Annotated in this window: 25 protein-coding genes; 9 read left to right on the forward strand and 16 right to left on the reverse strand. The window is 72.3% G+C overall.

Features of this window, described 5'->3' with window-relative positions:
* Nucleotides 1–163: 163 nt before the first annotated feature.
* The 6 genes from ACFV1W_RS12150 to ACFV1W_RS12175 all read right to left on the reverse strand — a co-directional run bounded on the left by ACFV1W_RS12150 (nucleotide 164) and on the right by ACFV1W_RS12175 (nucleotide 5,501).
* The gene (locus ACFV1W_RS12150; protein WP_380415568.1) at nucleotides 164–1,438 is read right to left on the reverse strand and encodes an alpha/beta hydrolase family protein; all 1,275 of its coding nucleotides are present in this window, start codon (nucleotides 1,436–1,438) and stop codon (nucleotides 164–166) included.
* A gap of 130 nt (nucleotides 1,439–1,568) precedes the next feature.
* Nucleotides 1,569–2,033 (reverse strand): hypothetical protein, encoded by a 465-nt coding sequence (locus ACFV1W_RS12155; RefSeq protein ID WP_380415570.1) that lies wholly within the window; start codon nucleotides 2,031–2,033, stop codon nucleotides 1,569–1,571.
* Nucleotides 2,034–2,066: 33 nt separating this feature from the next.
* A complete protein-coding gene (locus ACFV1W_RS12160) occupies nucleotides 2,067–3,296 on the reverse strand; it encodes an acyl-CoA dehydrogenase family protein (protein ID WP_380415572.1) in 1,230 nt (409 codons plus the stop codon).
* Complete coding sequence (locus ACFV1W_RS12165; protein ID WP_380415573.1) at nucleotides 3,296–4,324, reverse strand: phosphotransferase family protein; 1,029 nt, start codon at nucleotides 4,322–4,324, stop codon at nucleotides 3,296–3,298. The genes ACFV1W_RS12160 and ACFV1W_RS12165 overlap by 1 nt, the downstream gene beginning before the upstream one ends.
* Before the next feature lie 131 nt (nucleotides 4,325–4,455).
* Nucleotides 4,456–4,665 (reverse strand): DUF397 domain-containing protein, encoded by a 210-nt coding sequence (locus tag ACFV1W_RS12170; RefSeq protein ID WP_380415574.1) that lies wholly within the window; start codon nucleotides 4,663–4,665, stop codon nucleotides 4,456–4,458.
* Nucleotides 4,662–5,501: a helix-turn-helix domain-containing protein gene (locus ACFV1W_RS12175; protein WP_380415575.1), complete on the reverse strand. Its 840-nt coding sequence runs from the start codon at nucleotides 5,499–5,501 to the stop codon at nucleotides 4,662–4,664. Before ACFV1W_RS12175 ends, ACFV1W_RS12170 begins: the two co-directional genes overlap by 4 nt.
* Before the next feature lie 123 nt (nucleotides 5,502–5,624).
* On the opposite strand from ACFV1W_RS12175, the gene ACFV1W_RS12180 reads away from it, so the two are divergent.
* The 5 genes from ACFV1W_RS12180 to ACFV1W_RS12200 all read left to right on the forward strand — a co-directional run bounded on the left by ACFV1W_RS12180 (nucleotide 5,625) and on the right by ACFV1W_RS12200 (nucleotide 9,148).
* The gene (locus ACFV1W_RS12180) at nucleotides 5,625–5,972 is read left to right on the forward strand and encodes a hypothetical protein (RefSeq protein ID WP_380415577.1); all 348 of its coding nucleotides are present in this window, start codon (nucleotides 5,625–5,627) and stop codon (nucleotides 5,970–5,972) included.
* A complete protein-coding gene (locus tag ACFV1W_RS12185; protein WP_380415578.1) occupies nucleotides 5,969–6,343 on the forward strand; it encodes a hypothetical protein in 375 nt (124 codons plus the stop codon). The genes ACFV1W_RS12180 and ACFV1W_RS12185 overlap by 4 nt, the downstream gene beginning before the upstream one ends.
* An 89-nt stretch (nucleotides 6,344–6,432) precedes the next feature.
* Nucleotides 6,433–6,882 carry a hypothetical protein gene (locus ACFV1W_RS12190; protein ID WP_380415579.1) on the forward strand — a complete coding sequence of 150 codons (450 nt, stop codon included), beginning with the start codon at nucleotides 6,433–6,435 and terminating at the stop codon, nucleotides 6,880–6,882.
* A gap of 250 nt (nucleotides 6,883–7,132) precedes the next feature.
* Nucleotides 7,133–7,741, forward strand: a complete 609-nt coding sequence (locus ACFV1W_RS12195; protein WP_380415580.1) for a lytic polysaccharide monooxygenase auxiliary activity family 9 protein — start codon at nucleotides 7,133–7,135, stop codon at nucleotides 7,739–7,741.
* A 144-nt stretch (nucleotides 7,742–7,885) separates the two neighbouring features.
* Nucleotides 7,886–9,148, forward strand: coding sequence for a hypothetical protein (locus ACFV1W_RS12200; protein WP_380415582.1), 1,263 nt, complete (start codon nucleotides 7,886–7,888; stop codon nucleotides 9,146–9,148).
* Nucleotides 9,149–9,178: 30 nt separating this feature from the next.
* Here ACFV1W_RS12200 and ACFV1W_RS12205 read toward each other — a convergent pair whose 3' ends face one another.
* On the reverse strand, nucleotides 9,179–9,550 hold the full coding sequence (locus ACFV1W_RS12205; protein ID WP_380415584.1) for a hypothetical protein: 372 nt from the start codon (nucleotides 9,548–9,550) through the stop codon (nucleotides 9,179–9,181).
* A gap of 126 nt (nucleotides 9,551–9,676) precedes the next feature.
* Here ACFV1W_RS12205 and sigJ point away from each other — a divergent pair, with 126 nt between their 5' ends.
* Complete coding sequence (gene sigJ / locus ACFV1W_RS12210; protein ID WP_380415585.1) at nucleotides 9,677–10,564, forward strand: RNA polymerase sigma factor SigJ; 888 nt, start codon at nucleotides 9,677–9,679, stop codon at nucleotides 10,562–10,564.
* Nucleotides 10,565–10,567: 3 nt separating this feature from the next.
* On the opposite strand, the gene ACFV1W_RS12215 is transcribed toward sigJ, so the two are convergent.
* Entirely contained in the window at nucleotides 10,568–12,574 is a 2,007-nt protein-coding gene (locus ACFV1W_RS12215) for a transglycosylase domain-containing protein (protein ID WP_380415587.1), read from the reverse strand.
* A 203-nt stretch (nucleotides 12,575–12,777) separates the two neighbouring features.
* On the opposite strand from ACFV1W_RS12215, the gene ACFV1W_RS12220 reads away from it, so the two are divergent.
* Nucleotides 12,778–13,887 carry a hypothetical protein gene (locus ACFV1W_RS12220; RefSeq protein WP_380415588.1) on the forward strand — a complete coding sequence of 370 codons (1,110 nt, stop codon included), beginning with the start codon at nucleotides 12,778–12,780 and terminating at the stop codon, nucleotides 13,885–13,887.
* Nucleotides 13,888–13,892: 5 nt separating this feature from the next.
* Here ACFV1W_RS12220 and ACFV1W_RS12225 read toward each other — a convergent pair whose 3' ends face one another.
* From ACFV1W_RS12225 to ACFV1W_RS12250, 6 genes are all read right to left on the reverse strand, one after another.
* Nucleotides 13,893–14,525 carry a DUF402 domain-containing protein gene (locus tag ACFV1W_RS12225; protein ID WP_380415589.1) on the reverse strand — a complete coding sequence of 211 codons (633 nt, stop codon included), beginning with the start codon at nucleotides 14,523–14,525 and terminating at the stop codon, nucleotides 13,893–13,895.
* Nucleotides 14,522–15,421, reverse strand: a complete 900-nt coding sequence (locus ACFV1W_RS12230; protein ID WP_380415590.1) for a Gfo/Idh/MocA family protein — start codon at nucleotides 15,419–15,421, stop codon at nucleotides 14,522–14,524. Before ACFV1W_RS12230 ends, ACFV1W_RS12225 begins: the two co-directional genes overlap by 4 nt.
* A 41-nt stretch (nucleotides 15,422–15,462) precedes the next feature.
* Nucleotides 15,463–16,134 (reverse strand): O-methyltransferase, encoded by a 672-nt coding sequence (locus tag ACFV1W_RS12235; RefSeq protein WP_380415592.1) that lies wholly within the window; start codon nucleotides 16,132–16,134, stop codon nucleotides 15,463–15,465.
* 90 nt (nucleotides 16,135–16,224) lie between these two features.
* A complete protein-coding gene (locus tag ACFV1W_RS12240; RefSeq protein ID WP_380415594.1) occupies nucleotides 16,225–16,890 on the reverse strand; it encodes a DedA family protein in 666 nt (221 codons plus the stop codon).
* 247 nt (nucleotides 16,891–17,137) lie between these two features.
* Nucleotides 17,138–17,977: a class I SAM-dependent methyltransferase gene (locus tag ACFV1W_RS12245; RefSeq protein ID WP_380415595.1), complete on the reverse strand. Its 840-nt coding sequence runs from the start codon at nucleotides 17,975–17,977 to the stop codon at nucleotides 17,138–17,140.
* Between the two features lie 114 nt (nucleotides 17,978–18,091).
* The gene (locus ACFV1W_RS12250; protein ID WP_380415596.1) at nucleotides 18,092–18,721 is read right to left on the reverse strand and encodes a TetR/AcrR family transcriptional regulator; all 630 of its coding nucleotides are present in this window, start codon (nucleotides 18,719–18,721) and stop codon (nucleotides 18,092–18,094) included.
* A gap of 70 nt (nucleotides 18,722–18,791) precedes the next feature.
* Here ACFV1W_RS12250 and ACFV1W_RS12255 point away from each other — a divergent pair, with 70 nt between their 5' ends.
* On the forward strand, nucleotides 18,792–19,685 hold the full coding sequence (locus ACFV1W_RS12255) for an NADP-dependent oxidoreductase (RefSeq protein WP_380415598.1): 894 nt from the start codon (nucleotides 18,792–18,794) through the stop codon (nucleotides 19,683–19,685).
* A gap of 423 nt (nucleotides 19,686–20,108) precedes the next feature.
* Here the strand turns inward: ACFV1W_RS12255 and ACFV1W_RS12260 are convergent, their stop codons facing one another.
* Together ACFV1W_RS12260 and ACFV1W_RS12265 are read right to left on the reverse strand one after the other, a co-directional pair.
* A complete protein-coding gene (locus tag ACFV1W_RS12260) occupies nucleotides 20,109–20,903 on the reverse strand; it encodes a spermidine synthase (protein ID WP_380415737.1) in 795 nt (264 codons plus the stop codon).
* Between the two features lie 98 nt (nucleotides 20,904–21,001).
* Nucleotides 21,002–21,973 carry an alpha/beta hydrolase gene (locus ACFV1W_RS12265; RefSeq protein ID WP_380415600.1) on the reverse strand — a complete coding sequence of 324 codons (972 nt, stop codon included), beginning with the start codon at nucleotides 21,971–21,973 and terminating at the stop codon, nucleotides 21,002–21,004.
* Between the two features lie 246 nt (nucleotides 21,974–22,219).
* Here ACFV1W_RS12265 and ACFV1W_RS12270 point away from each other — a divergent pair, with 246 nt between their 5' ends.
* Nucleotides 22,220–23,608 (forward strand): selenium-binding protein SBP56-related protein, encoded by a 1,389-nt coding sequence (locus tag ACFV1W_RS12270; protein ID WP_380415601.1) that lies wholly within the window; start codon nucleotides 22,220–22,222, stop codon nucleotides 23,606–23,608.
* Nucleotide 23,609 lies beyond the last annotated feature (1 nt).

Below are 23,609 nucleotides of genomic sequence, written 5' to 3' on the forward strand. Positions count from 1 at the left end.
GTCGAGCTGCCCTGGCGCACCCGCACCGCCCGCCGCTAGGGCCTGTCCGGCGCCGCAGCGGCAAAGGGCGCCGGGGGCCCGCCCCGGGCCTGGTCGGGGGCCCGCGCCGGGCCCCGGCGCCCCCCCGGCCCCCCCCCCCCACGGCCCTGTCCTGCGCAAGGGACTACCGCTCGTACGTCATCTCCGGGAAGCGCGCCGAGGGGCCGTCCAGCAGGTGGTCGTCGTGGCCGCGCAGCCAGCGGTCGAAGAAGGACGCCACGTAGGAGCGGGTGGCGAGTTCGGCGCGGTCCGGGCGGACGGTGCCGACCTCCGAGGCCAGCCCGTCGGGGTCGATCGCGCCCTGTCGGGCGAGTCGGGGCAGCAGGGACTCCGCGTCGGTGTAGGAGCCGTGCCGGGAGCCGTCCAGGGTGAGGTCGGCGTGCCAGCCGGTGCTGTGCTGCCAGAGGGCGTCCCAGCCGGGCTGCCGGTGGTAGCTGCCGGAGTCCGGGCTCCCGGTGCCCATCAGCAGGAACGGGCGGTCCAGGCCGTCCTGGGCGACGCTCGGCAGATAAACGCCGGTCCGCCCGTCCGGGCCGGGGAAGTGCATCTGGCCGTCCATGTTGATCCCGGCCGCGATCCGTGGGTCGTCGTGCATGGTCTGCAGGGCGGTGAAGCCGCCCGCCGAGTGGCCGACCATGCCGATCCGGTCGAGGTCGAGCGAGGCGGCGAGGCCGGCCGGCAGGCCCGGGAAGCGGCGCAGCCCGGCGAGTTCGTCCAGCACGAAGCGTGTGTCGTCGACCCGGGTGGCCATGGACTTGCGCAGTACGGCGCCGATGTCCAGGCCGGGCTGCCCCATCATGGCGGGGAACACCGAGGTGGCCAGGTCCCTGCCGGGGAAGGCGACTTCGGAGGCCTCGTAGGTGTGGTCGATGGTGACGACGACGTAGCCTCGCGAGGCGAGGTCCTCGACCAGGGCCGTGCCCCAGGTGCGCGGGTCGCCGAGCCCGGGCGAGTAGAGCACCACCGGGCGCGGTCCGCCGGGGCGGGCCGGGGCGTCCTGCCGGGCGTGGGTGAGGATGCCCGACCAGTCGGTGCTGCCGGGCCGCACACCGTAGTTGATCCGCCCCACGCCGGTGTCGCTGCCGAAGTGCTCCCCGGCGGCGGGCGCCATGTAGCGGGCCCGCTCCTGCCCGGCGGCCGGGCGGGCGGTCGGGTACCAGAAGCTGATCATCAGCTCGCGCTTGCGCCCGGGCTGCCAGGGGTCCTCCCGCCCGGCGTCGGTCAGGTGCAGCGAGGTGGTCGCGATCGGGTACGGCCCGGTCGGCTGCGGCAGCCACGCCGTGGCCTGCCCTCCGCCGCCGTCCACCGGCGCCGCCACCGCCCCGGGCGCGCCCGCCACCCCGAGCGCCGCCGATGCCACCAGCAGTGCCGCCGCCACGGCCCGTCCCCGCCTGCCCATTCGTCGTCTCCTCGTCGTGTTCCGTTGACGAGGGAGACGCTACGGGCGGGGCGGGGCCGAATCCGTCATACCGGGGAGCCAAGTCCCCCTGAGTACTTCGGTATGACATCCGTACGGGCGCAGGCGCGCCCTATCGCCCGAGGTGGTCGGCCAGGGCCTCGATGGTGCGCCGCCGCATCGTGTACATCGACACCGCGGAGCCGTCCGCGAAGCGCAGCCGGAACCGCGCCATGGCCTGCAGGCGCGGGCGCCGCTCCACCCCCGCCACCAGGGTGCGCGGGACGTGCCACAGCAGTCGGCCGACCTTGCGGACGTCCGGGCCCACCGTGACGAACGCGGTCCGGCGGTCGGTGACCACCAGCAGCTTGGTCGTCACCCCGCCCTCCGCCTTCGGGAAACTGCGCGCGATGGTGCCCGACTCCCCCGTCACCGCGCCGATCCGCGCCAGCGCGTTGCCGATCGCCGCCCCGGCCCCGTCCCCGATCCCCTCCGCCCCGGCGGCCGGGACCACCTTCGCGACGTCCACCAGGCGCTCGCCCGGTTCCAGCAGCGGTTGTACGGCCTGTCGGTAGCGGTTCACCAGGGTCTCGGTCATCCCGTCAGACTAGTGGCCAGGGCGGTCCGGGCCCTACCGGTACCGCTTGAGCTCCCGGCGGGCCAGCGAGCGCTTGTGGACCTCGTCCGGCCCGTCGGCGAGGCGCAGGGTGCGGTTGCCCGCCCAGAGCTGGGCCAGCGGGGTGTCCTGGCTGACTCCGGCGGCGCCGTGCGCCTGGACGGCCTTGTCGAGGATCCACTCGACGGTGCGCGGGGTGGCGATCTTGATGGCCTGGATCTCGGTGTGGGCGCCGCGGTTGCCGACGGTGTCCATCAGCCAGGCGGTCTTGAGGACGAGCAGCCGCAACTGTTCGATCCGCACCCGGGATTCGGCGATCCAGTCCTGCACCACGCCCTGCTCGGCCAGCGGACGGCCGAAGGCGACGCGCTCGTTCGCCCGGCGGCACATCAGCTCCAGGGCGCGTTCGGCGATGCCGATGGCCCGCATGCAGTGGTGGATCCGGCCGGGGCCGAGCCGGGCCTGGGCGATGGCGAAGCCGGCGCCCTCCTCGCCGATCAGGTTCCCGGCCGGGACGCGGACGTCGTCGAACAGCACCTCGGCGTGGCCGCCGTGGTCGGCGTCGTCGTAGCCGAAGACGGTCATGCCCCGCTTGACGGTCAGGCCCGGGGTGTCGCGCGGGACGATCACCATGCTCTGCTGGCGGTGCGGGTCGGCGTTCGGGTCGGTCTTGCCCATCACGATGAAGAGCTTGCAGTTCGGGTTCATCGCGCCGGTGATGTACCACTTGCGGCCGTTGATGACGTACTCGTCGCCGTCGCGCTCGATCCGGGTGGCGATGTTGGTGGCGTCCGAGGAGGCGACCTCGGGCTCGGTCATCGCGAACGCGGAGCGGATCTCGGCGTCGAGGAGGGGGCGCAGCCAGCGCTCCTTCTGCTCGGCGCTGCCGAACTGGGCGAGCAGCTCCATGTTGCCGGTGTCGGGGGCCGCGCAGTTGAGCGCGGGCGGGGCCAGCTGGATGCTGCGGCCGGTGATCTCGGCGAGCGGGGCGTACTGGAGGTTGGTGAGGCCGGCGCCGTGCTCGCCCGGGATGCTGTGCTTGTCCACGAAGAACAGGTTCCACAGGCCCTGCTTGCGGGCCTCCGCCTGGAGGTCGGCGACGACGGGCGGGACGGCCCAGGGCTCGCGGGCCGAGTCGGCGAGCTGGGCGGCCAGGACGGGCTCGGCGGGGTGGACGTGCTCGTCCATGAACGCGAGCAGCTGCTCGCGGAGCTCTTCGGTGCGGGCGTCGTAGGCGAAGTCCATCAGTTCTCCTTGAGGGTGCCGAGGCCGTGCCGGGCGAGAATCGGGGCCATCTCGCCGGCGCGCTCGAAACCGGCGCCCAGGGTGCGGCCCTGCTGGAAGCGGTAGTGGATGCCCTCGGCGACGGCGGCGAGCTTGAAGGAGGCGAAGGCCACGTACCAGTCGAGGTCGGCGGCCTGGCGGCCGGTCAACTCGGCGTAGTACGAGACGATCTCGTCGGGCTTCGGAAAGCCGGGGGCGGTCATGGCGGACGGGATGATGCCGCCGCCGACGCCGGCCAGCTCGGTGTACATCACCAGGAGGCCGATGTCGGTGAGCGGGTCGCCGAGGGTGGACATCTCCCAGTCGAGGACGGCGGTGATCGTGTCGGAGTCGTCGACCAGGACGTTGTCGAGGCGGTAGTCACCGTGGACCAGGGCGGGGGCGGGGGAGGCGGGGAGGCGCTCGGAGAGCAGGGCGTGCAGCCGGTCGAGGTCGGGGAGGTCACGGCTGCGGGACTTCTCCAGCTGCGTGGACCACCGCCGCAGCTGGCGCTCCAGGTAGCCCTCGGGCCGCCCGAAGTCGGCGAGGCCGACGGCGGCCGGGTCGATCCTGTGCAGGGCGGCGAGGGTCTCGACCAGGTGGCGCCCGAGCGCCTCGACCCGCTTCTCCCCGAGGGCGGCCAGCGTCTCCCGGTCCCGGTGGGCCAGGCCCGAGACGTGCTCCATGAGGTACCAGGGGGCGCCGAGCGCGTCGGTGCCGTGGTCGATCAGCAGCATGCGCGGCACGGGAACGTCCGTGTCACGGAGGGCGGACATGACGCGGTACTCGCGCCCCATGTCGTGCGCGGTCGCGAGCACGTGCCCCAGCGGCGGCCGGCGCAGCACCCAGCGGCGGGAATCGTCGCTGAGGATGTACGTGAGGTTGGACCGGCCCCCCTCGATGAGCGCGGCCCGAAGCGGCCCCTGGAGGGTGTCGGGCAGCTCCCGATCCAGGTGGGAACGCAGGCGTCCCAGGTCCAGGCCGGGCGGATCGGCGGGAGTCTCGGACATCGGGCGGCTCCTCGGGACTGCAGCGGCGGATTCGATGACTAAGCGCTTGCTTAGCATTCAGCGCGAGAACGCCCCTGTCAATGCCGCGAGCCCCCGGACAGTCCGGGGGCTCGCGGGGAAGGCGGGCGGGATCAGATGTCGCCGAACTCGCCGGAGACGGTCGCAGCGACGAAGGACTTCCACGCCGCGGCAGGAAAGACGAGCACGGGCCCCTCCGGATCTTTCGAGTCACGCACCGGCATCACCCCTCGGAAGCCGGGAGCCACCTCGACACAGTTGCCACCTTGCTGGCTAAAGCTCGACTTCACCCACCGGGCGACCGTCAAGTTGATGTCGGTCATTCGATCCCCTTCCGAGTAGCGCGCATCCATGCGAGAGTCGCCGCCTCGGCCAGCGCTCCCACCTGGAGCCGATCGTAGTGTTTCCTCCAGGTGGCAAGCCTTTCAATATCCCGTTCGAGGTGGCTCCGCCCCTCGGACTCCGAGTACCCAAGGAAGGACTCATCAGGGAGCGTGAGGAGAACCATCGGCAAGGCGAACGGCCTCTCCTCCCCCAGCTCGAAGGGTGCAACTTGAAGGATGACGTTCTTCACGGCATACATCGCCTCCAGGGCGGCAAGTTGCGCTCGCATCACATCCGCGCCCCCAATAGGACGCCGTAGGCAGCTCTCATCAAGGACAGCGTGGATGAGCGGCGGCCGCTTGCGCCGAACCAGGTCCTGCCTGGCCAGGAGAAACGCCACTCGCTCATCCGCTTGCGCCTGGGTGATCGTGCCCCTTCGAACATCACCCGCCGCCAACGCCCTTGCGTAGGCCTCGGTCTGGAACAAGCCCGGAACGACGCCTGCTTCGTAGATCCTTATCTCCGTGGCGTTCTGCTCCTGGCTCGCGAACTCAGGGAAGCCCTCAAGCAGAGCCGAGTGCTTTGCCTGGAGCCACATGAGCAGCAACGTCCCGCCCGTCCCAAGGACTCGGTCCGCGTCACGGGCGAACTTCTCGCTCGGCGGAGTCCGTCCAGGCGGGGCAAGTTCGGCATAGGAGACATAGGACGGGTCGACCCCCACAAGCCTCGCCAGTTGGGCCTGAGTCAGCCCAGTAGCTCGCCGCGACCTGCGAAGCTGCACGCCGAACGGCGCCCACGGACTTGATGTTGGATCAAGCTCCTTGAGGTTCACCACGCCCACCAACTTGCCGAGTGTCCGCTTCAAGTTTCAGATCGAGTTCCGATGGTAGGTGGCAACAGGCCACCATGACTACACCAAGTGAGACATCCATCGCGATGCGCTACACCGGAGACAGCCATGCCCCCCACCAAGTCCTGCACCCCCGCCCCGAAGTTCCGGGTCGTCGCCTACCTCGCCAAGAACAACTCCGCCTTCCCCGAGCGCGAGTTGCGCATGTGCGAGTCCTACGCCGCCACCTTCAACTGGGACATCTCCCTCATCGTCGTCGACGACGAAGCCGACGCGAAGGGGCCCGAGCACCGGCCGATGCTCCAAGCCGCCCTACAGCGCCTCCTCGACCGCCGGGCCGGCGCGATCCTGATCCCCACCAAGGCGACCATCTCCCCCATCGACGGCGAGTTCAACGAGTTCGCCGAACGCGTCGAGAAGGCCTCCGGCTTCATCCAGATCGCGACCCGGCGATGAGCGACCGCTACGCCATCGTCCCCGCAGACCCCCCGCCCGGCGCCTCCTACCAGGTCTGGGTCGTCCGCGACCGCACCTCCAACCTCCTCGTGAAGGCCCTCCCCCCGGCCGACGAACCGCTCCGCTTCTACTCCTACGCCCAGGCCCGCGCCTGGACCCGCGCCAACTCCCCCGCCCCTCCCACCCCCTACGAGATCCGCCTGATCCCCTCCAGCAGCCCCCACTTCCTCCAACTGGACAGCTGGGGCCTCTGGGACCCGGCGAACCACACCTACCTCCGCGCCCCCGGCTCCGCCTCCCGCGTCAGGCGCTTCTACACCCGCGCCGCCGCCGAGGACTTCCGACGAGCCCTCAGCGGTCAGGCGCCCTGACCACGGAGGCCGGCGTCCAGGGCGCCCTGGCACCGCAACGATGCCTTCCGTGACGGGCGTTGCACCCCGAAGTCCCCTACCATCCCCCAATGGAACCCCTCAGATTCGCGCTCAGCCGCGCCCAGCGCCGCCGCACCGAAATACCCGCCGCGATCCTGACCGTCCTGCTCTGCGTCCTGCCCTGGCTGGCCGACTGGCGGCTCGGTACGTTCCTCTCCGCGATCTGGCTGCCTGCGCTCCTGTGCAGCGTGCCGCAGGACCTCTACGGCTCGACCGAGTTGACCCCGCACGGGATGTGCCTCCGCACCCCCTGGCGCCGCCGCGTCCTGCCCTGGTCGGAGGTCACCGACGTCACGCTGCGCGAGAGCGACGGCAAGGGCGGGCCGCGCAGGCACGTTCTGGCCCACCGCGCCGCCGGCCGTCCGATCGTCCTGCCCGGCCTGCGCGCCTACCGACGCGAGGAGGTCGAATGGCAGGACGTCCAGACCCGCTTCCACATGATCGTCGACTACCGCCGCCGGCACGGCCCCACGACCTGACCTCCGCCCTCGGCGCTCCGGTGCCAGGCCCCCTCTGCGGCGATCCGATGATCAGAAAGAGCCCGATCGGACGGTTCGCAACGCTTCCGGCTCGTGCGAGTGGCGTGACGATGCCCTGCCCGAAGCGACAGGTAGCCTACGAAGCATCAATCCTCCGCCGAGCGTGGCAAGTTTCCTCTCGTGCCGGCAATTCCTGCCCGATGAGCTGTCATGCCACCGCCCGGCACATCGACTCCGAGAGGAGATGGAAATGGCTGCGAAAAACGGTGAGGTGGCCCCCATGCACGGGCGGCTGACGAACCCTCGCTCTCGCGCCGACATCCACTTCAACGGCGGCTGGCCGTCCAACGGACTGGAAGCCGGCAAGTTCTTCCCGGCGACGCAGGTGGGGCTGTCGGACCCGGACGTGCCGACGGACGTCGTGAGCGGTCCCAAGCCGGTGCCGCCGGACGGGAAGATCGCCAGCGGCGGAAGCGAGCCGGCCGGTGCGGTGCTCGACGAGGTGCGCGACTGGCAGAAGGTCGACCTCCGCGCGGGCGTCGAGATGCCCTTCCAGTGGGGCTTCTCGGCCAAGCACCGGACGCGTCGCTACAACTACTTCGTGACCAAGGAGGATTGGGACCCGACCGCCCCGCTGACCCGCGCCCAGTTCGAGCGTGAGCCCTTCGCGACCTACAAGCCGTACGGCGACATGCCGTACGACAAGATGCCGGAGGCCCACAGCGACCCGCACCTCGACAAGCCGCACCCGGTCAAGCTGCCGAACCGCTCCGGCTACCACGTGATCCTCGGCGTGTGGGAGGTGGCCGACACGGGGCACGCCTTCTACCAGGTCATCGACGTGAACTTCACCCAGTAGCGCCGGGGAGGAGGCTGCCCGCCCGAGGGCGGGCAGCCTCCTCAGGACTTTCTCCGCGAAGCGTGCAACCTTTTCCGCCTCCCGATGCATCGATCAAACGAGTGTTCTGTTTGATCGAACTGCAGACCGGGAGAAAGGGAATCCGTGCGGACTGCTCGCGGTGCGGTCGTCCTGTTGGCCGTGGGGGTCGTCGCGTCCCTCACGCTCACCACGGGGGACTCCTTCTCCGAGGGCAGACCGAACGCCGCCGCCCCCGATCCCACCGCCCCGGAAGCGGAACCGGAGCCGGAACCCGCCGGCACCGCCGCTCCCACCCCCACCCCGACGCCGACCTGGGACGGCAAGGTCCACGTCATCGGAGACGGCTCCACCTCCTACACCGGCCCGCAGCCCAAGCAGCCCAAGCCCGAGAAGCTCAAACCGGGCGAGAAGCCCCCGCAGTTCGTCGTCTTCTCCTGGGACGGCGGCCTGGAGGGCGACGACCACCTGTTCTCCCGCTTCCGCAAGCTGGGTGCGGAGAACAACGCGCAGATGACGTACTTCCTGAGCGGCATCTACGTCCTCCCCAAGTCCAAGCGCACCCTCTACCACCCGCCCCAGCACGACCCTGGCGCCGCCTCGATCGACTACGCCACCGACGCCCACATCAAGGACACCCTGGAACAGCTGCGCCTGGCCTGGCTGGACGGCAACGAGATCGGCACCCACTTCAACGGGCACTTCTGCGGGAAGAAGGGCGGTCTCGACTGGAGCGCCGAGGAGTGGAAGAGCGAGCTGGACCAGGCCGTCTCCTTCGTCACCAACTGGAAGACCAACACCGGTGACAAGGACCTTCCGCCGCTCCCCTTCGACTACACCAAGGAACTGGTCGGCGGCCGCGCCCCCTGCCTGGAGGGGCAGAAGAACCTCCTCCCGGCCGAGAAGGCGGCGGGCTTCCGCTACGACGCCAGCTCCCCCGGCGAGTTCCAGGTCTGGCCGAGCAAGAAGGACGGCATCTGGAACTTTCCGCTCCAGATGCTGCCCTTCCCGGCGAAGGGCTCCCAGGGACTCTCGATGGACTTCAACTTCCTCGCCGGCCAGTCCGGGAACACCTCCAAGGGCGATCCGAAGAAGTTCTCCGAGTGGGAGAAGGAGACCAAGGAGAGCTACCTCGCCGGCTTCGAACGGGTCTACAACGGCAGCCGTGCCCCGCTGTTCATCGGGAACCACTTCGAGGACTGGAACGGCGGCATCTACATGCAGGCCGTCGAGGACGTGGTGAAGGACGTCTGCCACCGGGACGGCGTCCGCTGCGTCACCTTCCGCCAGGTCGCCGACTGGCTGGACGCCCAGGACCCGAAGGTCCTCGACAAGCTGCGCCAGCTCGACCCCGGCCAACCGGCCGACTGGTCCCGCCTCGTGAAGTGACGGCGGGACGGCCCGGCGGCGCGCTCCCCCTCAACCGGTGCGCCGCGCCAGGGCAAGGACGCTGAGCCCGAACATCAGCACCCCCAGCGGGAGGTGGACCGCCGGGACGTGCGCGATGCCGAGCACCACCTGCACCGAGGCCAGCACCAGGAACCCGGATGCCTGCCACACCGGCCGCAGCGGGCCGCCGCCCGGCTTCCACGCCAGCACCGCCGCCAGCACGTGGAGCATCGACGCCCCGTACATCACGCGCGCTCCGGCGCTGTGCAGCGTCTCGCCGTAGGACGAGGTCAGCAGCAGTCCGGCGGAGACCGCCTGGAGGAAGACCGTCAGGGTCTGCAGGGCGATCGCCATCCGCAGGAGCGGGAAGCTGCGCTGTGCCGTCGTCGCCTGGGTGGCCATGTCACGGTCCTCTTTTCCGCCCGCGGGCAGTGGATCGATAGGGTCTCACCAAGCCGACGACGCAGGCCCGCAAAAGGTCAGGCGCGAGGTCAGGGGAAAGGCGGTCAGCGGAAAGGCGGTCAGGGCATGGCGGCGGCTGGGGCGGAGGTCGACGGCGCGGTCGGCGAACGGCGTCAACTGATCAATGTGGCCTACCGGTTGCTCGGCTCGCTGACCGAGGCCGAGGACGCCGTCCAGGAGGCCTACGCGCGCTGGTACGCCCTGCCGCCGAGCAGGCGGCGGGCGGTCCTGTCTCCCGGCGCCTGGCTGACCACCGTCACCGGCCGCGTCTGCCTGGACCTGCTCGGCTCGGCCCGGGCCCGGCGGGAGCGCTACGTCGGCGCCTGGCTGCCCGAGCCGCTGCCCGACGGATCCGGTGCGGAGGACCTCGCCGACCAGGTGGTCCTGGACGAGTCGGTGGCGATGGCCTTCCTGGTCGTCCTGGAGTCGATGACGCCCGCCGAGCGGGTGGCCTTCGTCCTGCACGACGTCTTCCACTACCCCTTCGCCGAGATCGCCACCGTCCTCGGCCGCACCCCGGCGGCCTGCAAGCAACTGGCCTTCTCCGCCCGGCGCCGGGCGGGCGCGGCACCCGCCCCGGTACCGGCGACGGCGCAGGCCGAGACCGTCCGGCGGGTCAGGGAGGCCTGGCAGGGCAAGGACATCGCCGGCCTGGTCGCCGTCCTCGACCCGGCCGCCGTGATGACCGCCGACGGCGGCGGCCGGGTCGGCGCCGCCCTGCGTCCGGTCGAGGGCGGCGCCCGCATCGCCGAGTACATGCTCGCCATCGCCGACCGGGCCCCGGGCCTCGAACTCCTGGAGCGCTCGGTCAACGGCACCCCGGGGCTGGTCGCCCGGCGCGACGGCGTCGTCCTGACGGTGGCCTCCTTCGACGTCGCCGACGACGGCCGGGTCACCCGGATCTGGGTGGTCCGCAACCCGGAGAAGCTCCGGCCCTGGGCGCCGGAGGGCTGATCGCTACCGGACCGCCTCCTTCATGTACGAGGTCCAGATCCGGCCCGGCAGTTCGGAGTCCGGGGCGTCCGGCGCGGCGCCGCCGAGGCCCTCCAGGGAGAGCAGCTTCATGTCCTTGAGGTCCGCCCGGAAGACGGTGACCGCCGTCGACAGCTGCCCGTTGTAGCCGACGGTCCAGCCGGCCGTACGGTCAGGGGTGGTGCCGGGCTTGGCCGCCAGGCCGGGGCCGGCCTCCGCCAGTCCCTGGGCGCTGCCGCCCCGCACCGCCCCCTTGAGCGCCGTGTCCACGTCCGCCGCCACCGACGGGGGCAGCGCCTGGGCGGCGGTCGGCAGCCGCAGGTCGAGCTGGGTGCCGTTGCGGGTGATCCTGAGCACCGAGTACGGGTCGGTGTGGCGGCCGCCGGCCGCGAAGGCGGCGTAGGCGTCGGCGGCCCGGATCGCGCTCGGCCTGGAGTTGCCGACCCCGAAGGCGGGCACCAACTCGCCCATGCTGTCCGGCAGCAGGCCCAGGGCGGCCGCCGTCTGCTGCACCCGGTCCAGGCCGACGTCCATGGCGAGCTGCATCATCGGGCCGTTGACGGACTGCTCCACGGCGCTGCGCAGGGTCACCGGACCCCAGTTGCGCCTGCCGTCGTTGGCGGTCTTCACGGTCTTCCCGTCCCGCCCCCAGTACGGGCCCTCCGGGGTCATCACGTTCACCCCGTTGTTGCCGTCGTAGGTCGTGCCGGGCGTCACCTGGGTCCGGGGACCGCCCCGCTGGCGCTGCACGCCCTGGCTGAGCCCGGCGGCGTACACCAGCGGGGTGAAGGCCGAACCCATCGGCACCGTGGAGGCGTTGGCGTTGTCGAAGCCCTGTTTCAGGTAGTCCGGTCCGCCGTACAGCGCGACGATCCGCCCGTCGAGGGCCACCGACGCGGCGCCGACCTTCAGCAGCTTGTCGGCCTCCCGGCTGCCGGGGTCGATGCCCTTGGTGGCCTCCTGCACGGCCGCGGCCAGGGCGTTGACCTTCGGCTTCTCGAAGGTCGTGAAGATCTGGTGGCCGCCCAGGTCGAACTGGGCGGGCGTGATGTCGCTGTGGCTCTCCACGTAGCTCCGGGCCATGTCCACCAGGTAGCCGACCTGCCCGCTCAGCCCGGCCGCCTTCGGCTGCGGCCTGGGCTCCGGGAACACCGTGTACCGGGCGCGCTCGGCGGCGGACAGCTTGCCGACCTCCACCATCCGGTCCAGGATCCAGGACCACCGCTCCTCGGCCCGCTCGTGGTTGGCCTGGCTCAGCGCCGGATCGTACTGCCCGGCACCCTTCAACAGGGCGGCCAGCAAGGCGCCCTCGCTCGGGTTCAGCTGCGAGACGTCCTTGCCGTAGTACGCCGCCGCAGCGCGCTCGATGCCGTAGCTGCCGCGCCCGAACCAGCTGGTGTTGAGGTAGCCGGCCAGGATGTCCCGCTTGCTCATCCGCTGGTCCAGCTTGATCGCGATGACCATCTCGCTGAGCTTGCGGGAGACGTCCTGGCGCTGGTTCAGGTAGATGTTCTTCACGTACTGCTGGGTGATGGTCGAGCCGCCCTGGGTGTCGCCGCCCGAGAGCATCTCGTAGACCGCGCGGCTGATGCCCTTGAGGGAGATCCCCGGGTCCGAGTAGAAGGTCTCGTTCTCGGCGGACAGCACGGCCCACTGCACCGACTCCGGCACCTGGTCCAGCGGCACCTCCTGCCGGTTGGTGTCGCCGATCCGGGCCATCTCGGTGCCGTCCGCCCAGTAGTAGACGTTGTTCTGCTGGGTGGCGAAGGCGTTCAGGTCGTCCGGGACCTCGGTGGTCGCGTAGAACCAGGCCGCCAGCCCCGTCAGCGCCAGCACCGGGATCCCCACCACCACGAGCAGCTGCCGCCAGGACGGGAGCCAGCGGCGGACCCCGCGCCGCCCGCCGCGCGGGTAGTCGATCCACCCCGGCCCGCGCCACCGGCGGCGCCCGGCCTTCCGCTCCTCGACATCCCCGTCCTGGTGTTCACTCACAGGCCGCTCTCCGCTTCGCTCGTGGGACGGACTCCTCCACTGAGTAAGACGCCGACAGGCGGGTCGGTCGGACGGCCCAAACCGGTGTGATCATGCTCATAGCGGAATGCGGAACCCCCGCAGAACCCCTTCGGAACCCGTACGGGCCCCATACGGAACCCCTGCTGAGCCCGTATCCCGCGACCTACCGCGACAATGGCGCCATGAGGTTGATCCACACGCTGCTCGGCGTGCTGCTGCTCCTGCTCGTCGTGGGCAGCATCCTGCGCACCCTGGTCGTCCCCCGCGGTCTCTACTCGGCCCTGGTGCACCGGCTCTGGGGGGTGCTGCGCACGGTGCTGCGGCTGTGGGCCACGCCGTTCGGCAGTTACCGGGCCCAGGACCGCGCGCTGACCTGGCTGGCCCCGCTGGTGCTGCTCGGCATGCTCGGGGTGTGGCTCAGCGGGATGCTGGTCGCCTACACCCTGCTGCTGCACGGCGCCTCCGGGCTCAGCTGGGCGGTGTCCATCCGGGAGGCCGGGTCCAGCCTCTTCACCCTCGGCTACGCCAGCGGCGAGCGGCTGCAGCTGTCCGCGATCGACTTCATGGCCGCCGCCAGCGGCCCGCTGGTGATCGCCCTGCAGATCGCCTACCTGCCCACCCTGTACGCCGCCTACCAGCGGCGCGAGACCGAGGTGACCCTCCTCCAGTCCCGGGCCGGCGAGCCGGCCTGGGGCCCGGAACTGCTCGCCCGTCAGTCCCTGGTCGACACGGAGACCGCGCTTCCCCAGCTCTACCGCGACTGGGAGCGCCTCGCCGCCGACATCGGCGAGAGCCACTCCAACTACCCGGTGCTGCTGTCCTTCCGCTCCCCGCAGCCCAACCGCAGCTGGGTGGTCGGCCTGATCGCGGTGATGGACGCCGCCGCCCTGCACCTCGCCCTCTGCCCGCGCTCGGCCCCGCCGGAAGCCCGGCTGGTGATCCGGGCCGGCTTCACCGCCATGCGCGACATCGGCCGCTCACTGCGCGTCGACTTCGACGCCGACCCGGACCCGGGCACCCCGATCCGCCTCACCTACGCCGAGTACCTGGGCGCCGTCGCCATGATCACCGCCGCCGGCTTCCCCCGCGAACGCCCGGTCGAGGACGCCTGGCAGCACTTCCACGGCTGGCGCGTCAACTACGAGGCGCTGGCCTACGAGCTCGCCCGCCGCAGCGACGCCGTGCCCGCGCTGTGGACCGGCCCGCGCGACTTCCACGCCCCTGTCATCCCGCCGGCCCGGCCCACCGACCGCCGGCCGGACAGCACCCGGCCGACGCTCCCGCCGGGCTGAAAGGCTCAGGGCCGGGCGGGCAGCGGCGGGAGCGGCCAGTCGGCGGGCGGGGTGAAGTCGCGGTGGGTGCCGTCGAAGGGGAACGCCCCCGCCTCGACCAGCCCTGCCACCGCCTCGCCGCCCGCCCGGATCGCACGGGCCTGCGCCGCGCTCCAGAACGCCGGGTGCCCGGTCCTGGCGGCGAAGGACTCCTCGTCCTTCCAGCGCCACCGGCGCTCGGCGTCCACCTCCAGGTCCAGTTCCAGGTCGTGGACGTCGACGTCCCCGCCCCGGTACTCGCGGCGCTCCAGGTTCACGTACCAGTGCGAGAACCCGCTGCCGGGCCGGAAGATCCACCAGACCGCGTACGGCTCGCCGACCGGCTGGTGGATCAGCGCGCTGACCGCGTCCCACTCCCCGGCCACCAGCGGATAGCCCCCGGCCGGGTGGCTCTCCGGCGGGATGTCCCGGATGTGCCGCCCGCCGGGCAGCTCGGCCTTCCACAGCGGCGAACCGGCCGCCAGCCACAGCAGCAGCCCGTCCGGACCGCACTCGACCACCCGCATCGGCAGGCAGCTGGTCAGCTGCCCGCCGAAGTGGAAGTTCCAGCGCAGCAGCTGCCCCGGGAGGTACCCCAGGGGCGTCGCGGGCGACTTCACAGGTCCACCGGTCCGCCCTCGGCCAACGAGCGCTCGGCCCCGGCCAGGACCTCCACCACCCGCAGCCCGAAGTCCGCCGCGCAGGGGTGCGGCTCGCCCGAGACGGCCGAGGCCAGCAGGGCGTCCACCGCGCGGTGCAGGGCGGCGGTCGGGGCCTCGCCGCGCTCGGGCAGCTGCGCCACCCCGTGCTCGCCGCGCAGCTCCATCGCGACCCCACCGCCCGCCCGCGGCGCGGTCAGGCTCAGCGCCACCGTGCTGGACGCGCCGCCGACGTGCCGGACCACCAGGTGCACGGTGTCCAGCGGCCCGGCCACCGCGGTCACCTGCGTCGCGTCGCCGAGCACCGGCAGCAGCACGGACAGCGCGTGCGGGCCGACGTCCCACAGCGCGCCCTTCTCCCGGCGCCACGGCGAGACCGCGTACGGGCTGGTGCTTCCCGGCGCGAACACCGAGCCGAGCCAGTCGGAGCGGCCGGTGAACCAGCCGCCGAGCTCCGCCTGCCGCTCGATCCACGGGATCTGCTCGCCGCCGAAGCGGACGGTGAAGAACACCACCGAGGCCACCGCGTGCTCGCGCACCGCCTCCGCCACCGCCCGGGCGTCCGGAACGGTGAACGCGACCGGCTTGTCCAGCAGCAGGTGGCAGCCCGCCGCGGCGGCGCGGACGGCGAGCCCCGCCTGGACGGACGGCGGCAGCGCGACGGAGACCGCGTCCACCTCGGCCAGCAGCCGGTCGAGGTCGCCGTACCCGGGCACACCGTGTGCCGCGCCCAGCGCCTCGGCCGCCTCGGGACGGCGGCCCCAGACGCCGGTGAACTCCAGCCCGGGGTGCTCCGCCAGCACGGGTGCGTGCACCCGCTCGGCCCAGGTGCCGGTGCCCAGCAGTCCGATCCGCACGATGTCTCCGCTCCTTGTGTCGCCCTGCGCGCTTCTGTGGTTCAGCCCCGCACGCGGACCAGCGTGAACCCGTCGTAGCCCTTGCTGCCCACCGTCTGGACGGACGTCCCGGTGACCCTCGGCTCCGCGGCGATCAGCTCGTGCAGGGTGCGGGTGGCGACGACCGCCGGGTCGGTGCTGGCGGCGTCGGCGATCGCGCCGCCGCGCACCACGTTGTCGACGATGATCAGCGAGCCCGGCCCGGTCAGCTGGAGCGCCCGGCGGAAGTACTCGGGGTTGCTCGGCTTGTCGGCATCGATGAACACCAGGTCGAAGGGCTCCTCGCCCTGCTCGACCAGCGCCGCCAGCGAGTCGGCGGCCCGGCCGACCCGCACGTCGGCGACCTCCCCCAGCCCGGCGCGGGCCAGGTTGCCGCGTGCCACCTCGGCGTGCCGGGGGTCGAGCTCCAGCGAGATCAGCGTGCCGTCCGCGGGCAGCGCCCGGGCCAGCCAGATCGCGCTGTAGCCGCCGAGCGTGCCGACCTCCAGGATCCGGCGCGCCCCCTGGGTCAGCGCCAGCAGGTGCAGCAGCTTGCCCTGGTTGGGCGCCACCGCGATCCGCGGGAGCCCGGCGGCGTCGGCGGCGGCCGTGGCGGCCTCCAGCGCCGGGTCGTGCCCGACCAGCTGCTCGGAGAAGTACGCGTCCACGGCGTCCCACGTCGTCTGCTGCGTCATCGGGCCCTCCAGTGGTGCAAGATCGACAGGTTCCAGCCGATGCTACTCCGGGGGCCCGACGAGGCCGGGACAGCTATCCGTGGCCCCTGGTCACTCCGCCACGGGGGCCTTGAGCGCCTCGGCGGCCTTCGCCGCCTCCTCGGCCTCGATCTTCGCGTGGGTCTTGGCCGCCCGGCGCTTCATCAGCCAGGCCGAGGTGGCGCCCACCACGACGGCGGCCGCCAGGCCCGCCCAGGAGAACCGGGACAGCCACGGCTCGATGGCCTTGCCCACCTTGAAGACCAGCAGCGTCGTACCGCCGGCCCAGATCACGCCGCCCAGCACGTTGGCGATCAGGAACTTCCAGTACGGCATCTTCAGCGCGCCCGCCAGCGGACCGGCGAAGATGCGCAGCAGCGCGATGAACCGGCCGAAGAAGACCGCCCACATGCCCCACTTCTGGAACGAGCGCTCGGCGGTGGCCAGGTGCGAGGGACCGAAGTGCTTGGGGAACTTCCGCCCCAGCTTCTCGAAGAGCGGCTTGCCCCCCTTGCGACCGATCGAGTAGCCGATCGAGTCGCCGATGATCGCGCCCGCGATCGCGCAGGCCGCGATCCCCCACGGACTCACCACGCCCTTGACGGCCATCAGGGACGCCGTGACCAGGGCGATCTCACCGGGCAGCGGGATGCCCAGCGATTCGATCCCGATGATCAGGCCGATCAGCGCGTACACCGCAGTCGGTGGGACGCTCTCGATCCAGGCGTCGATGTGCAAGGCCAGCACCTCCGTGGCAGGTCGGGACGGCCCCGGCTCCCCGTGGAGCCGGGCACCCGTCCCGGTGGTTGTCCGATGGCGGCACCAGGCCGCTCCCCCCGGGGCGCAGCCTAACGTGCCGAACGGCCCGTCCCCCTGGCCGATCGCCCGTGGTTACGACGTGCACCCCCGCGCCAATAGTTCCAGCCTGACCAGCATTCCTTCAAGATTGGGCAAAAGACCTTGCGGCCGCGGCCGCCCTCGCCCGCTATGCCCCTGAGGGTCGCTCGGCGAAGCTCAGGACGGTGACGGAGGGGCGGCGCGCGGCCAATGGCGGGAGGGTCGTGGCGAAGGGCAGCAGGGCGCCGAGGAGCCCGCGGCCGCCGGTCGGCCGGACGTCGCGCACCGACACCACCGCCGGGTCGGCGGTGCGCAGCTTGTCCCGCTCGTCCGCGTCCATCGCCCACGGCATCGGCTGGGCCCGGTACCCGTGGGCCCGCACCTTCCCCTTCAGGGTGAGTCGGCCGAACCAGCGCGGCACGGCGTCCAGCACGAGCGAGCCGCCCGGGAACCGCTCCGCGCAGCCCGCGATCAGGGATCGCACCCGGGCCGGCGGGAGGTACATCAACAGGCCCTGGGCGCAGACCAGCACCTCGCGGTCGCGGTCCACCTCCTCGGCCCAGCCCAGTTCGGTGGCGTCGGCCGCCAGGTAGCGCTGGCGCGGGCCGGGCGGCAGCAGGTCCTCGCGCAGCGCCACCGACTCGGGCAGGTCGACGCTCAGCCAGCGGGCCCGCCCGTTGTCGACCCGCCAGTACTGGGTCTCCAGGCCGTCCCCCAGGCAGACCACGGTGCCGCGCGGCTCCCGGGCCAGGAAGTCCGCCACCTCGCGGTCGAAGCACGCCACGCGCAGCGCCTGGAGCTGGGCGCGCGCTCCGCTGGTGCCGAACCGCTCCGCGAAGGGGTAGTCGATCCGGTCGACCAGCTCGACGGCCTTGGGGTCGTGGAGCACGGCGTCCGGCCGGCGGGCCTCCAGCGCCCGGTGCCACAGCGTCCACAGGGCCGTCTCCGGCACCAGCTCCAACTCCGGCCGTTCCCCGCCGCCGCTCATACCGACTCCTCCGTGGACAACCCCGGCCCGAACCCGCCGATTCTGACACCCGGCCGACGCCCTCCTTCCTTCCGACGCGCCGGACAGTCCCCAGCGGCAAGGGTCCGCTCCCGGCTACGGCCCGGCCGTGCCGGCAGGGCTTCCGGAGGGGTCGTCGGACGCGTCCGCGGACCGGGAGGTCACGGCCCACGCCGCCTCGATCATCCGGCAGATCTCGTCCAGCGCGGCGTCCGGATCGGGCGCCTCGCGGGCCAGCGAGTAGGCGTCGATCACGAACCTCGCGATCGTCCGGCTCGCCGTCGTGCTCCGCGAGAGTTCGGGGTCGGCGGCGATGGTCGCCGCCAGCGACTCCGCGTGGCGCAGCCTCATCGACTCCTCGTACTCCCGCAGGGCGGGCGATTCGTCGATCATGCGCCAGATCGGGGCGACGCCGTCCGCCGTGCAGTGCCGGACGAGGGCCCGGATCTCGCGACGCAGCGCGGGGATCAGCGGTTCGTGCGGCGCCCGGCCGGTGACCGCCCGGGTGAGGCGCTGCTCGAAGTCGTCGTCCCGCTCGAACACCAGGGCCTCCTTGGAGGCGAAGTGGGAAAAGAGCGTGGTGACGGCGACGTCGGCCTCGGCGGCCACGTCCCGGATTCCCACCGCCTCGTAGCCGCGCTCCAGGAAGAGCCGCAGGGCGGTGTCGGCGATCTTCTGGCGGGTCGCGGCTTTCTTGCGCTCACGGCGGCCGGGCGGCTCGGTCATGTCGTTACCCTAGCAGGTGCAAAACAACAACAGTTCCAAAAACCTAACCGTTAGTGTTACGGTCCGCTGCATGAAGAAAGTGAGCTTCGCCGAGTTCGGCGGTCCGGACGTCCTGCGCCTCGTCGACGCCGAGGAGCCCCACGCGGGCCCCGGCCGGATACGCATCGCCGTACGGGCGGCGGGCGTGAACCCCGTCGACTGGAGGATCCGTGAAGGCCAGAAGCTGGGTGCCCATCCGACCGTCCTGCCCTCCGGGGTCGGGCTGGACGCCGCAGGGGTGGTGGACGAGGTCGGCGAGGGAGTCGAAGGGGTCGAGGTCGGCGACCGCGTCTTCGGCGAAGGCGCCGGCACCTATGCCCAGTTCGCCGTGCTGTCGGCCTGGGCCCGCATGCCCGAGGGCCTGACCTTCGAAGAGGCCGCCGGATACCCCTCCGTGGTGGAGACCGCGCTGCGCATCCTCCGCGAGGTCGGCGTGCAGCCCGGGCAGACGCTGCTGGTCAGCGGCGCGTCGGGCGGGGTCGGCTCGGCCGTGCTGCAGATAGCCCGCGACCGCGGCATCACGGTGATCGGCACGGCCGGGGCCGCCAACCAGGACTACCTGCGCAGCCTGGGTGCCGTGCCCACGACGTACGGCGAGGGCTGGGTCGACCGGGTGCGGCAGCTCGGCCGGGTCGACGCCGCCCTCGACCTGGCCGGCTCCGGGGTGATCCGCGAACTCGTCGAACTGACCGGGGACCCGCGGAAGGTGATCACCATCGCCGACCTCGGCGCACCCGAACTCGGCGTCCGCTTCTCCGGCGTGGCCGGGAGCGTGCCGGCGGCGCTCGCCGTGGCCGCCGACCTCATCTCGCGGGGGAAGCTCCACATCCCGGTCGAGAAGTCCTACACCCTCGCCGAGGCCGCGGCGGCCCACGTCGACAGCCGGGCAGGCCACTCCCGCGGACGCCGGGTCATCCTTCCCTGACCTCCCCGGGTACCACCACTTCCCGTCGCACGCCGCCCCCTCGGCCGCATGCCGCCCAGGCCTTCTCCCGGGCGGCATGCGGCCATTCCCCGACCGCGCACCAGGCCCCGGGGGGTGGGGCCGAGCTGCGGCCCGTGTCCACCCGCCACTCGATCAGTTCCGACGCCGACGCCTGCCCCGGGCTGCGGTCCCCTGCACCAGAAGTCGACGACGGCCCCCAACAGCAGGCCCCTCCGCACCCCAGGGGCGGCAGCAGAGCGCCCGGCTGCGCACCGACGAGTTCGACGAGTTCGACGAGTTCGACGAGCGCTTCCCGGGCCTGCTCCGCGCCGTGCCGGACACGCATGACGCCCTTGACGGCGCGGCCCGAACCGGCACGGCCTGAACCGGCACGGTCCGAACGCGCGGTGCTCGCCGTCCGCCTCAGCCGACGCTGAAGGCGCCGTCCGGCGGGGGCGGGGAGTCGGTGGCGTCCGCGTCGGTGACCGGGGCGGTCCGGCCGACCAGGGCGGCCAGCTCGTCACCCTCGGTGAGCCGCGCCGGGAAGATGTCGCCCGCCAGCAGGCGGGTCAGCTCCGCCGTCGGAAGCGGCGCCGTCGAACCCGCCAGCAGGATGTTGCCGTACCGGCGCCCGCGCAGCACCGGCGCCTCCGCGGCCAGGAACACGTACGGGAACACCGCCCGCACCGTCGCCGCCTGGGCCTTGGCGAAGGCCAGCGGCGGGCCGTCCGCCAGGTTGGCCGCGTAGCAGCCGCCGGGCCGCAGGGCGGCCGCGGCCAGCCGCAGGAACTCCACCGAGGTGAGGTGGGCCGGGGTGCGGGAGCCGTGGAAGACGTCCGCGATCACCAGGTCCTGCGAACCGGCCGGGGCGGCGGCCAGTGCGGCCCGGGCGTCGCCGACCGCCGTGCTGATGTCCGCGCCGGGGCCCTGCCAGGGCAGGTGTTCGGCGACCAGGTCGAGCAGCGGCCCGTCCACGTCCACCACCCGCTGGCGCGAGCCGGGGCGGGTCGCGGCCAGGTAGCGCGGCATGGTGAGGGCGCCGCCGCCCAGGTGCAGCACGTCCAGCGGACGGCCGGCGGGGGCGAGGGCGTCGGCGAGGTGGCCGATCCGCCGGGTGTACTCGAATTCGAGGTGGGTCGGGTCGGCCAGGTCGACGTAGGACTGCGGGGTGCCGTCGAGGGTGAGCAGCCAGCCGCCGTCGCGGTCGATGTCCGGCATCAGCTTGGCGAAGCCGAGGTCGGTGGTCCGGCCGACCGGCAGCGGCTCGTCCGCCGCCGGCCCCTCCGGCAGCGGCTCTCCCGTCGACGGCTGGTCGGTCACGCGTTCTCCTCCACCGGACGGACGTCCAGGTAGGCGGCGAGCCAGTGGTCCAGCTCGGCGAACACCTTGGTGCGGGCCGCCTCGCCGGAGAGCACCAGGTCGTGCATGCCGCCCTCGATCCGGACCACCGTGACGTGCCGGCCCAGCCTCGGGCCCTGCGCGGCGATGTCGTCGGCCCGCAGCACGGCGTCGGCGTGGTGCAGGGCGTTGTGCCAGGTGGTGGTGGAGATCGACCTGGTCGAGGCCATCAGCAGCACCGGCACGTCGATGCCCAGCCCGTGCCGCAGCTGCCGGTGCCCCTGGTGGATGGCGGCCAGCCAGCCCGCGTAGAGCGGGAAGCCCTCGGCGGGCTTGAGCCGGAGGTCGAAGTCCCACTCGCCCTTGTGGTCCCGGTGCAGGCTGTGGGTGTAGTGCGGGTTGAGCGAGGAGGGCAGGATCCGGGTCGGCTTCAGCCGCCCGATCGCCGTCACCACCGGGCCGCCGGCGGTCCGCACGGCCGCGCCGGCGGGCATCGACAGGAACGGGCTGTTCAGGAACAGCCCGTCCACCACGCCCCGCCCGGCCCGGCGACCGGCCCACAGTGCGCCGACCAGACCGCCGGTGGAGTGCCCGTTCAGCAGCAGCTGCCGGTGGCCGTCGACCTCGCGGATGATCCGGACCGCCTCGTCGATCTCCTCGTCGTACTCGGCGAGGTCCCGGACGAAGTTCGGCGACTGGTGCGGTCGCAGCGAACGACCGTACTTGCGCAGGTCCAGGGCGTAGAAGGAGAAACCGAGCGCGGCGTAGTGGTCGGCCAGGTTGGTCTGGAAGAAGTAGTCGTTGTACCCGTGGATGTACAGCACGGCCCGCTCGGCGCCCGGCACCAGCCTCCGCACGAGGGTCGCGCAGACCGCCCCCTCCCCGTCCGGACGCAGCTCCAGCTCCGCCGCCTCGTAGGGGGCACCCAGGACGTCTTCCCGAAACTCCATCTGCCGCCGCACCCGTTCCTCTGCTCCGCCCGCCGCCACGGCGGGTGATCACCCGTTCCGCACCCGACCATACCGGCCGGTAGCTCCGCGCTGCGCGGCACCGTCCCCGGAGGGCCGCCTACGCCGCCTGTCGTGCCCCTGACCAGGGTAGCCGCGCGCGCCTCCCGGCCGCTTCCCGTGCGCCTGCTGTGCGCCGGTGGTCGTGTGGAACGCTGCCCGGACGGACACGGCGAGTTGGGAGAACAGATGGATCCGTCGCTCTACCGGTCGGCTGCCGAGGCGATCGCGGCCCCGCCGGAGACCTTGGCGTACGTGGCCGGGTTCGACCGGTCGGGGCAACGGCCGGACGCCCTGCTCACCGTCGACACCGACCCGGAGTCGGCGAGCTACGGGAAGGTGCTCAGTTTCGCCGAACTGCCGACCCCCGGCGACGAGTTGCACCACTTCGGGTGGAACGCCTGCTCCAGCGCGCTGGCCCATGCCTGCCACGAGAACCCGGAGCGGCGGTACCTGCTGCTGCCCGGGCTGCGGTCGTCGCGGCTGCACGTGATGGACACCCGCCCGGACCCGGTCCGGCCCCGGCTGGTGAAGACGGTGGAGGCCGATGAGCTTGCGGCGAAGGCGGGTTACTCGCGCCCGCACACCCTGCACTGCGGCCCGGACGGCGTCTTCCTGTCCTGCCTCGGGGCGGGGGACGGCGGCGACGGGCCCGGCGGGGTGGCACTGCTCGACCACACCACCTTCGACGTGCTGCGCCCCTGGGAGACCGAGCGCGGGCCGCAGCACTTCGCCTACGACGTCTGGTGGCACCTCGGGACCAACGTCGGGGTGACCAGCGAGTGGGGCTCGCCGTGGATGGTCGAGGACGGCGTGCTGCCCGAGCAGCTGCTCGGCCGCAAGTACGGGCCCGCACTGCACTTCTGGGAGCTGGGCACCGGGCGGCACCTCCAGCGGGTCGACCTCGGAGACCAGTACCAGATGGTGCTGGAGCTGCGCCCGGCACACGATCCGCAGGCGGAGTGGGGGTTCGCCGGCGTGGTGGTGAACGTCGAGGACCTCTCCTCCTCGGTGTGGCTCTGGTACCGGGAGGGCCCCGCGTTCACCGCGCGCAAGGTGATCGAGATCCCGGCCGAGCCCGCCTCGGCCGAGGAACTGCCGCCGGCGTTGCGGCCGTTCGGGGCGGTGCCGCCACTGGTGACGGACATCAACCTCTCGGTGGACGACCGCTGGCTGTACGTGTCGGCCTGGGGCACCGGCGAGCTGTTCCAGTACGACGTCTCGGACCCGTTCCACCCCCGGCTCGCCTCCTCGGTTCGCCTGGGCGGAGTCGCCGCCCGGACGCCGCACCCGGCCGAGCCGGGGCGGCCGCTGAACGGGGCGCCGCAGATGGTGGAGATCAGCCGCGACGGGAAGCGGCTCTACCTCACCAACTCCCTCTACGGCGCCTGGGACGACCAGTTCTACCCGGACGGCATCGACCCCTGGCTGGTCAAGCTGGACGCCGACCCGGTCGCCGGCGGGCTCAGCATCGACGAGCGCTTCTTCCCGCACGGCGCCGAGTTCCGGGGGCTGCGCGTCCACCAGACCCACCTGGCGGGCGGGGACGCCTCCTCGGACTCCTACTGCTACCGGTAGG

It is taken from the genome of Kitasatospora sp. NPDC059648 (genome assembly GCF_042734825.1).
Taxonomy (GTDB): domain Bacteria; phylum Actinomycetota; class Actinomycetes; order Streptomycetales; family Streptomycetaceae; genus Kitasatospora.

What these genes read in the sequence shown, in the direction of transcription:
- ACFV1W_RS12150 (WP_380415568.1), bottom strand. Translation starts at nt 1,438, where the DNA reads ATGGGCAGGCGGGGACGGGCCGTGGCGGCGGCACTGCTGGTGGCATCG.
- ACFV1W_RS12155 (WP_380415570.1), bottom strand. Translation starts at nt 2,033, where the DNA reads ATGACCGAGACCCTGGTGAACCGCTACCGACAGGCCGTACAACCGCTG.
- ACFV1W_RS12160 (WP_380415572.1), bottom strand. Translation starts at nt 3,296, where the DNA reads ATGGACTTCGCCTACGACGCCCGCACCGAAGAGCTCCGCGAGCAGCTG.
- ACFV1W_RS12165 (WP_380415573.1), bottom strand. Translation starts at nt 4,324, where the DNA reads ATGTCCGAGACTCCCGCCGATCCGCCCGGCCTGGACCTGGGACGCCTG.
- ACFV1W_RS12170 (WP_380415574.1), bottom strand. Translation starts at nt 4,665, where the DNA reads ATGACCGACATCAACTTGACGGTCGCCCGGTGGGTGAAGTCGAGCTTT.
- ACFV1W_RS12180 (WP_380415577.1), top strand. Translation starts at nt 5,625, where the DNA reads ATGCCCCCCACCAAGTCCTGCACCCCCGCCCCGAAGTTCCGGGTCGTC.
- ACFV1W_RS12185 (WP_380415578.1), top strand. Translation starts at nt 5,969, where the DNA reads ATGAGCGACCGCTACGCCATCGTCCCCGCAGACCCCCCGCCCGGCGCC.
- ACFV1W_RS12190 (WP_380415579.1), top strand. Translation starts at nt 6,433, where the DNA reads ATGGAACCCCTCAGATTCGCGCTCAGCCGCGCCCAGCGCCGCCGCACC.
- ACFV1W_RS12195 (WP_380415580.1), top strand. Translation starts at nt 7,133, where the DNA reads ATGGCTGCGAAAAACGGTGAGGTGGCCCCCATGCACGGGCGGCTGACG.
- ACFV1W_RS12205 (WP_380415584.1), bottom strand. Translation starts at nt 9,550, where the DNA reads ATGGCCACCCAGGCGACGACGGCACAGCGCAGCTTCCCGCTCCTGCGG.
- sigJ (WP_380415585.1), top strand. Translation starts at nt 9,677, where the DNA reads ATGGCGGCGGCTGGGGCGGAGGTCGACGGCGCGGTCGGCGAACGGCGT.
- ACFV1W_RS12220 (WP_380415588.1), top strand. Translation starts at nt 12,778, where the DNA reads ATGAGGTTGATCCACACGCTGCTCGGCGTGCTGCTGCTCCTGCTCGTC.
- ACFV1W_RS12235 (WP_380415592.1), bottom strand. Translation starts at nt 16,134, where the DNA reads ATGACGCAGCAGACGACGTGGGACGCCGTGGACGCGTACTTCTCCGAG.
- ACFV1W_RS12245 (WP_380415595.1), bottom strand. Translation starts at nt 17,977, where the DNA reads ATGAGCGGCGGCGGGGAACGGCCGGAGTTGGAGCTGGTGCCGGAGACG.
- ACFV1W_RS12250 (WP_380415596.1), bottom strand. Translation starts at nt 18,721, where the DNA reads ATGACCGAGCCGCCCGGCCGCCGTGAGCGCAAGAAAGCCGCGACCCGC.
- ACFV1W_RS12255 (WP_380415598.1), top strand. Translation starts at nt 18,792, where the DNA reads ATGAAGAAAGTGAGCTTCGCCGAGTTCGGCGGTCCGGACGTCCTGCGC.
- ACFV1W_RS12260 (WP_380415737.1), bottom strand. Translation starts at nt 20,903, where the DNA reads ATGCCGGACATCGACCGCGACGGCGGCTGGCTGCTCACCCTCGACGGC.
- ACFV1W_RS12265 (WP_380415600.1), bottom strand. Translation starts at nt 21,973, where the DNA reads ATGGAGTTTCGGGAAGACGTCCTGGGTGCCCCCTACGAGGCGGCGGAG.
- ACFV1W_RS12270 (WP_380415601.1), top strand. Translation starts at nt 22,220, where the DNA reads ATGGATCCGTCGCTCTACCGGTCGGCTGCCGAGGCGATCGCGGCCCCG.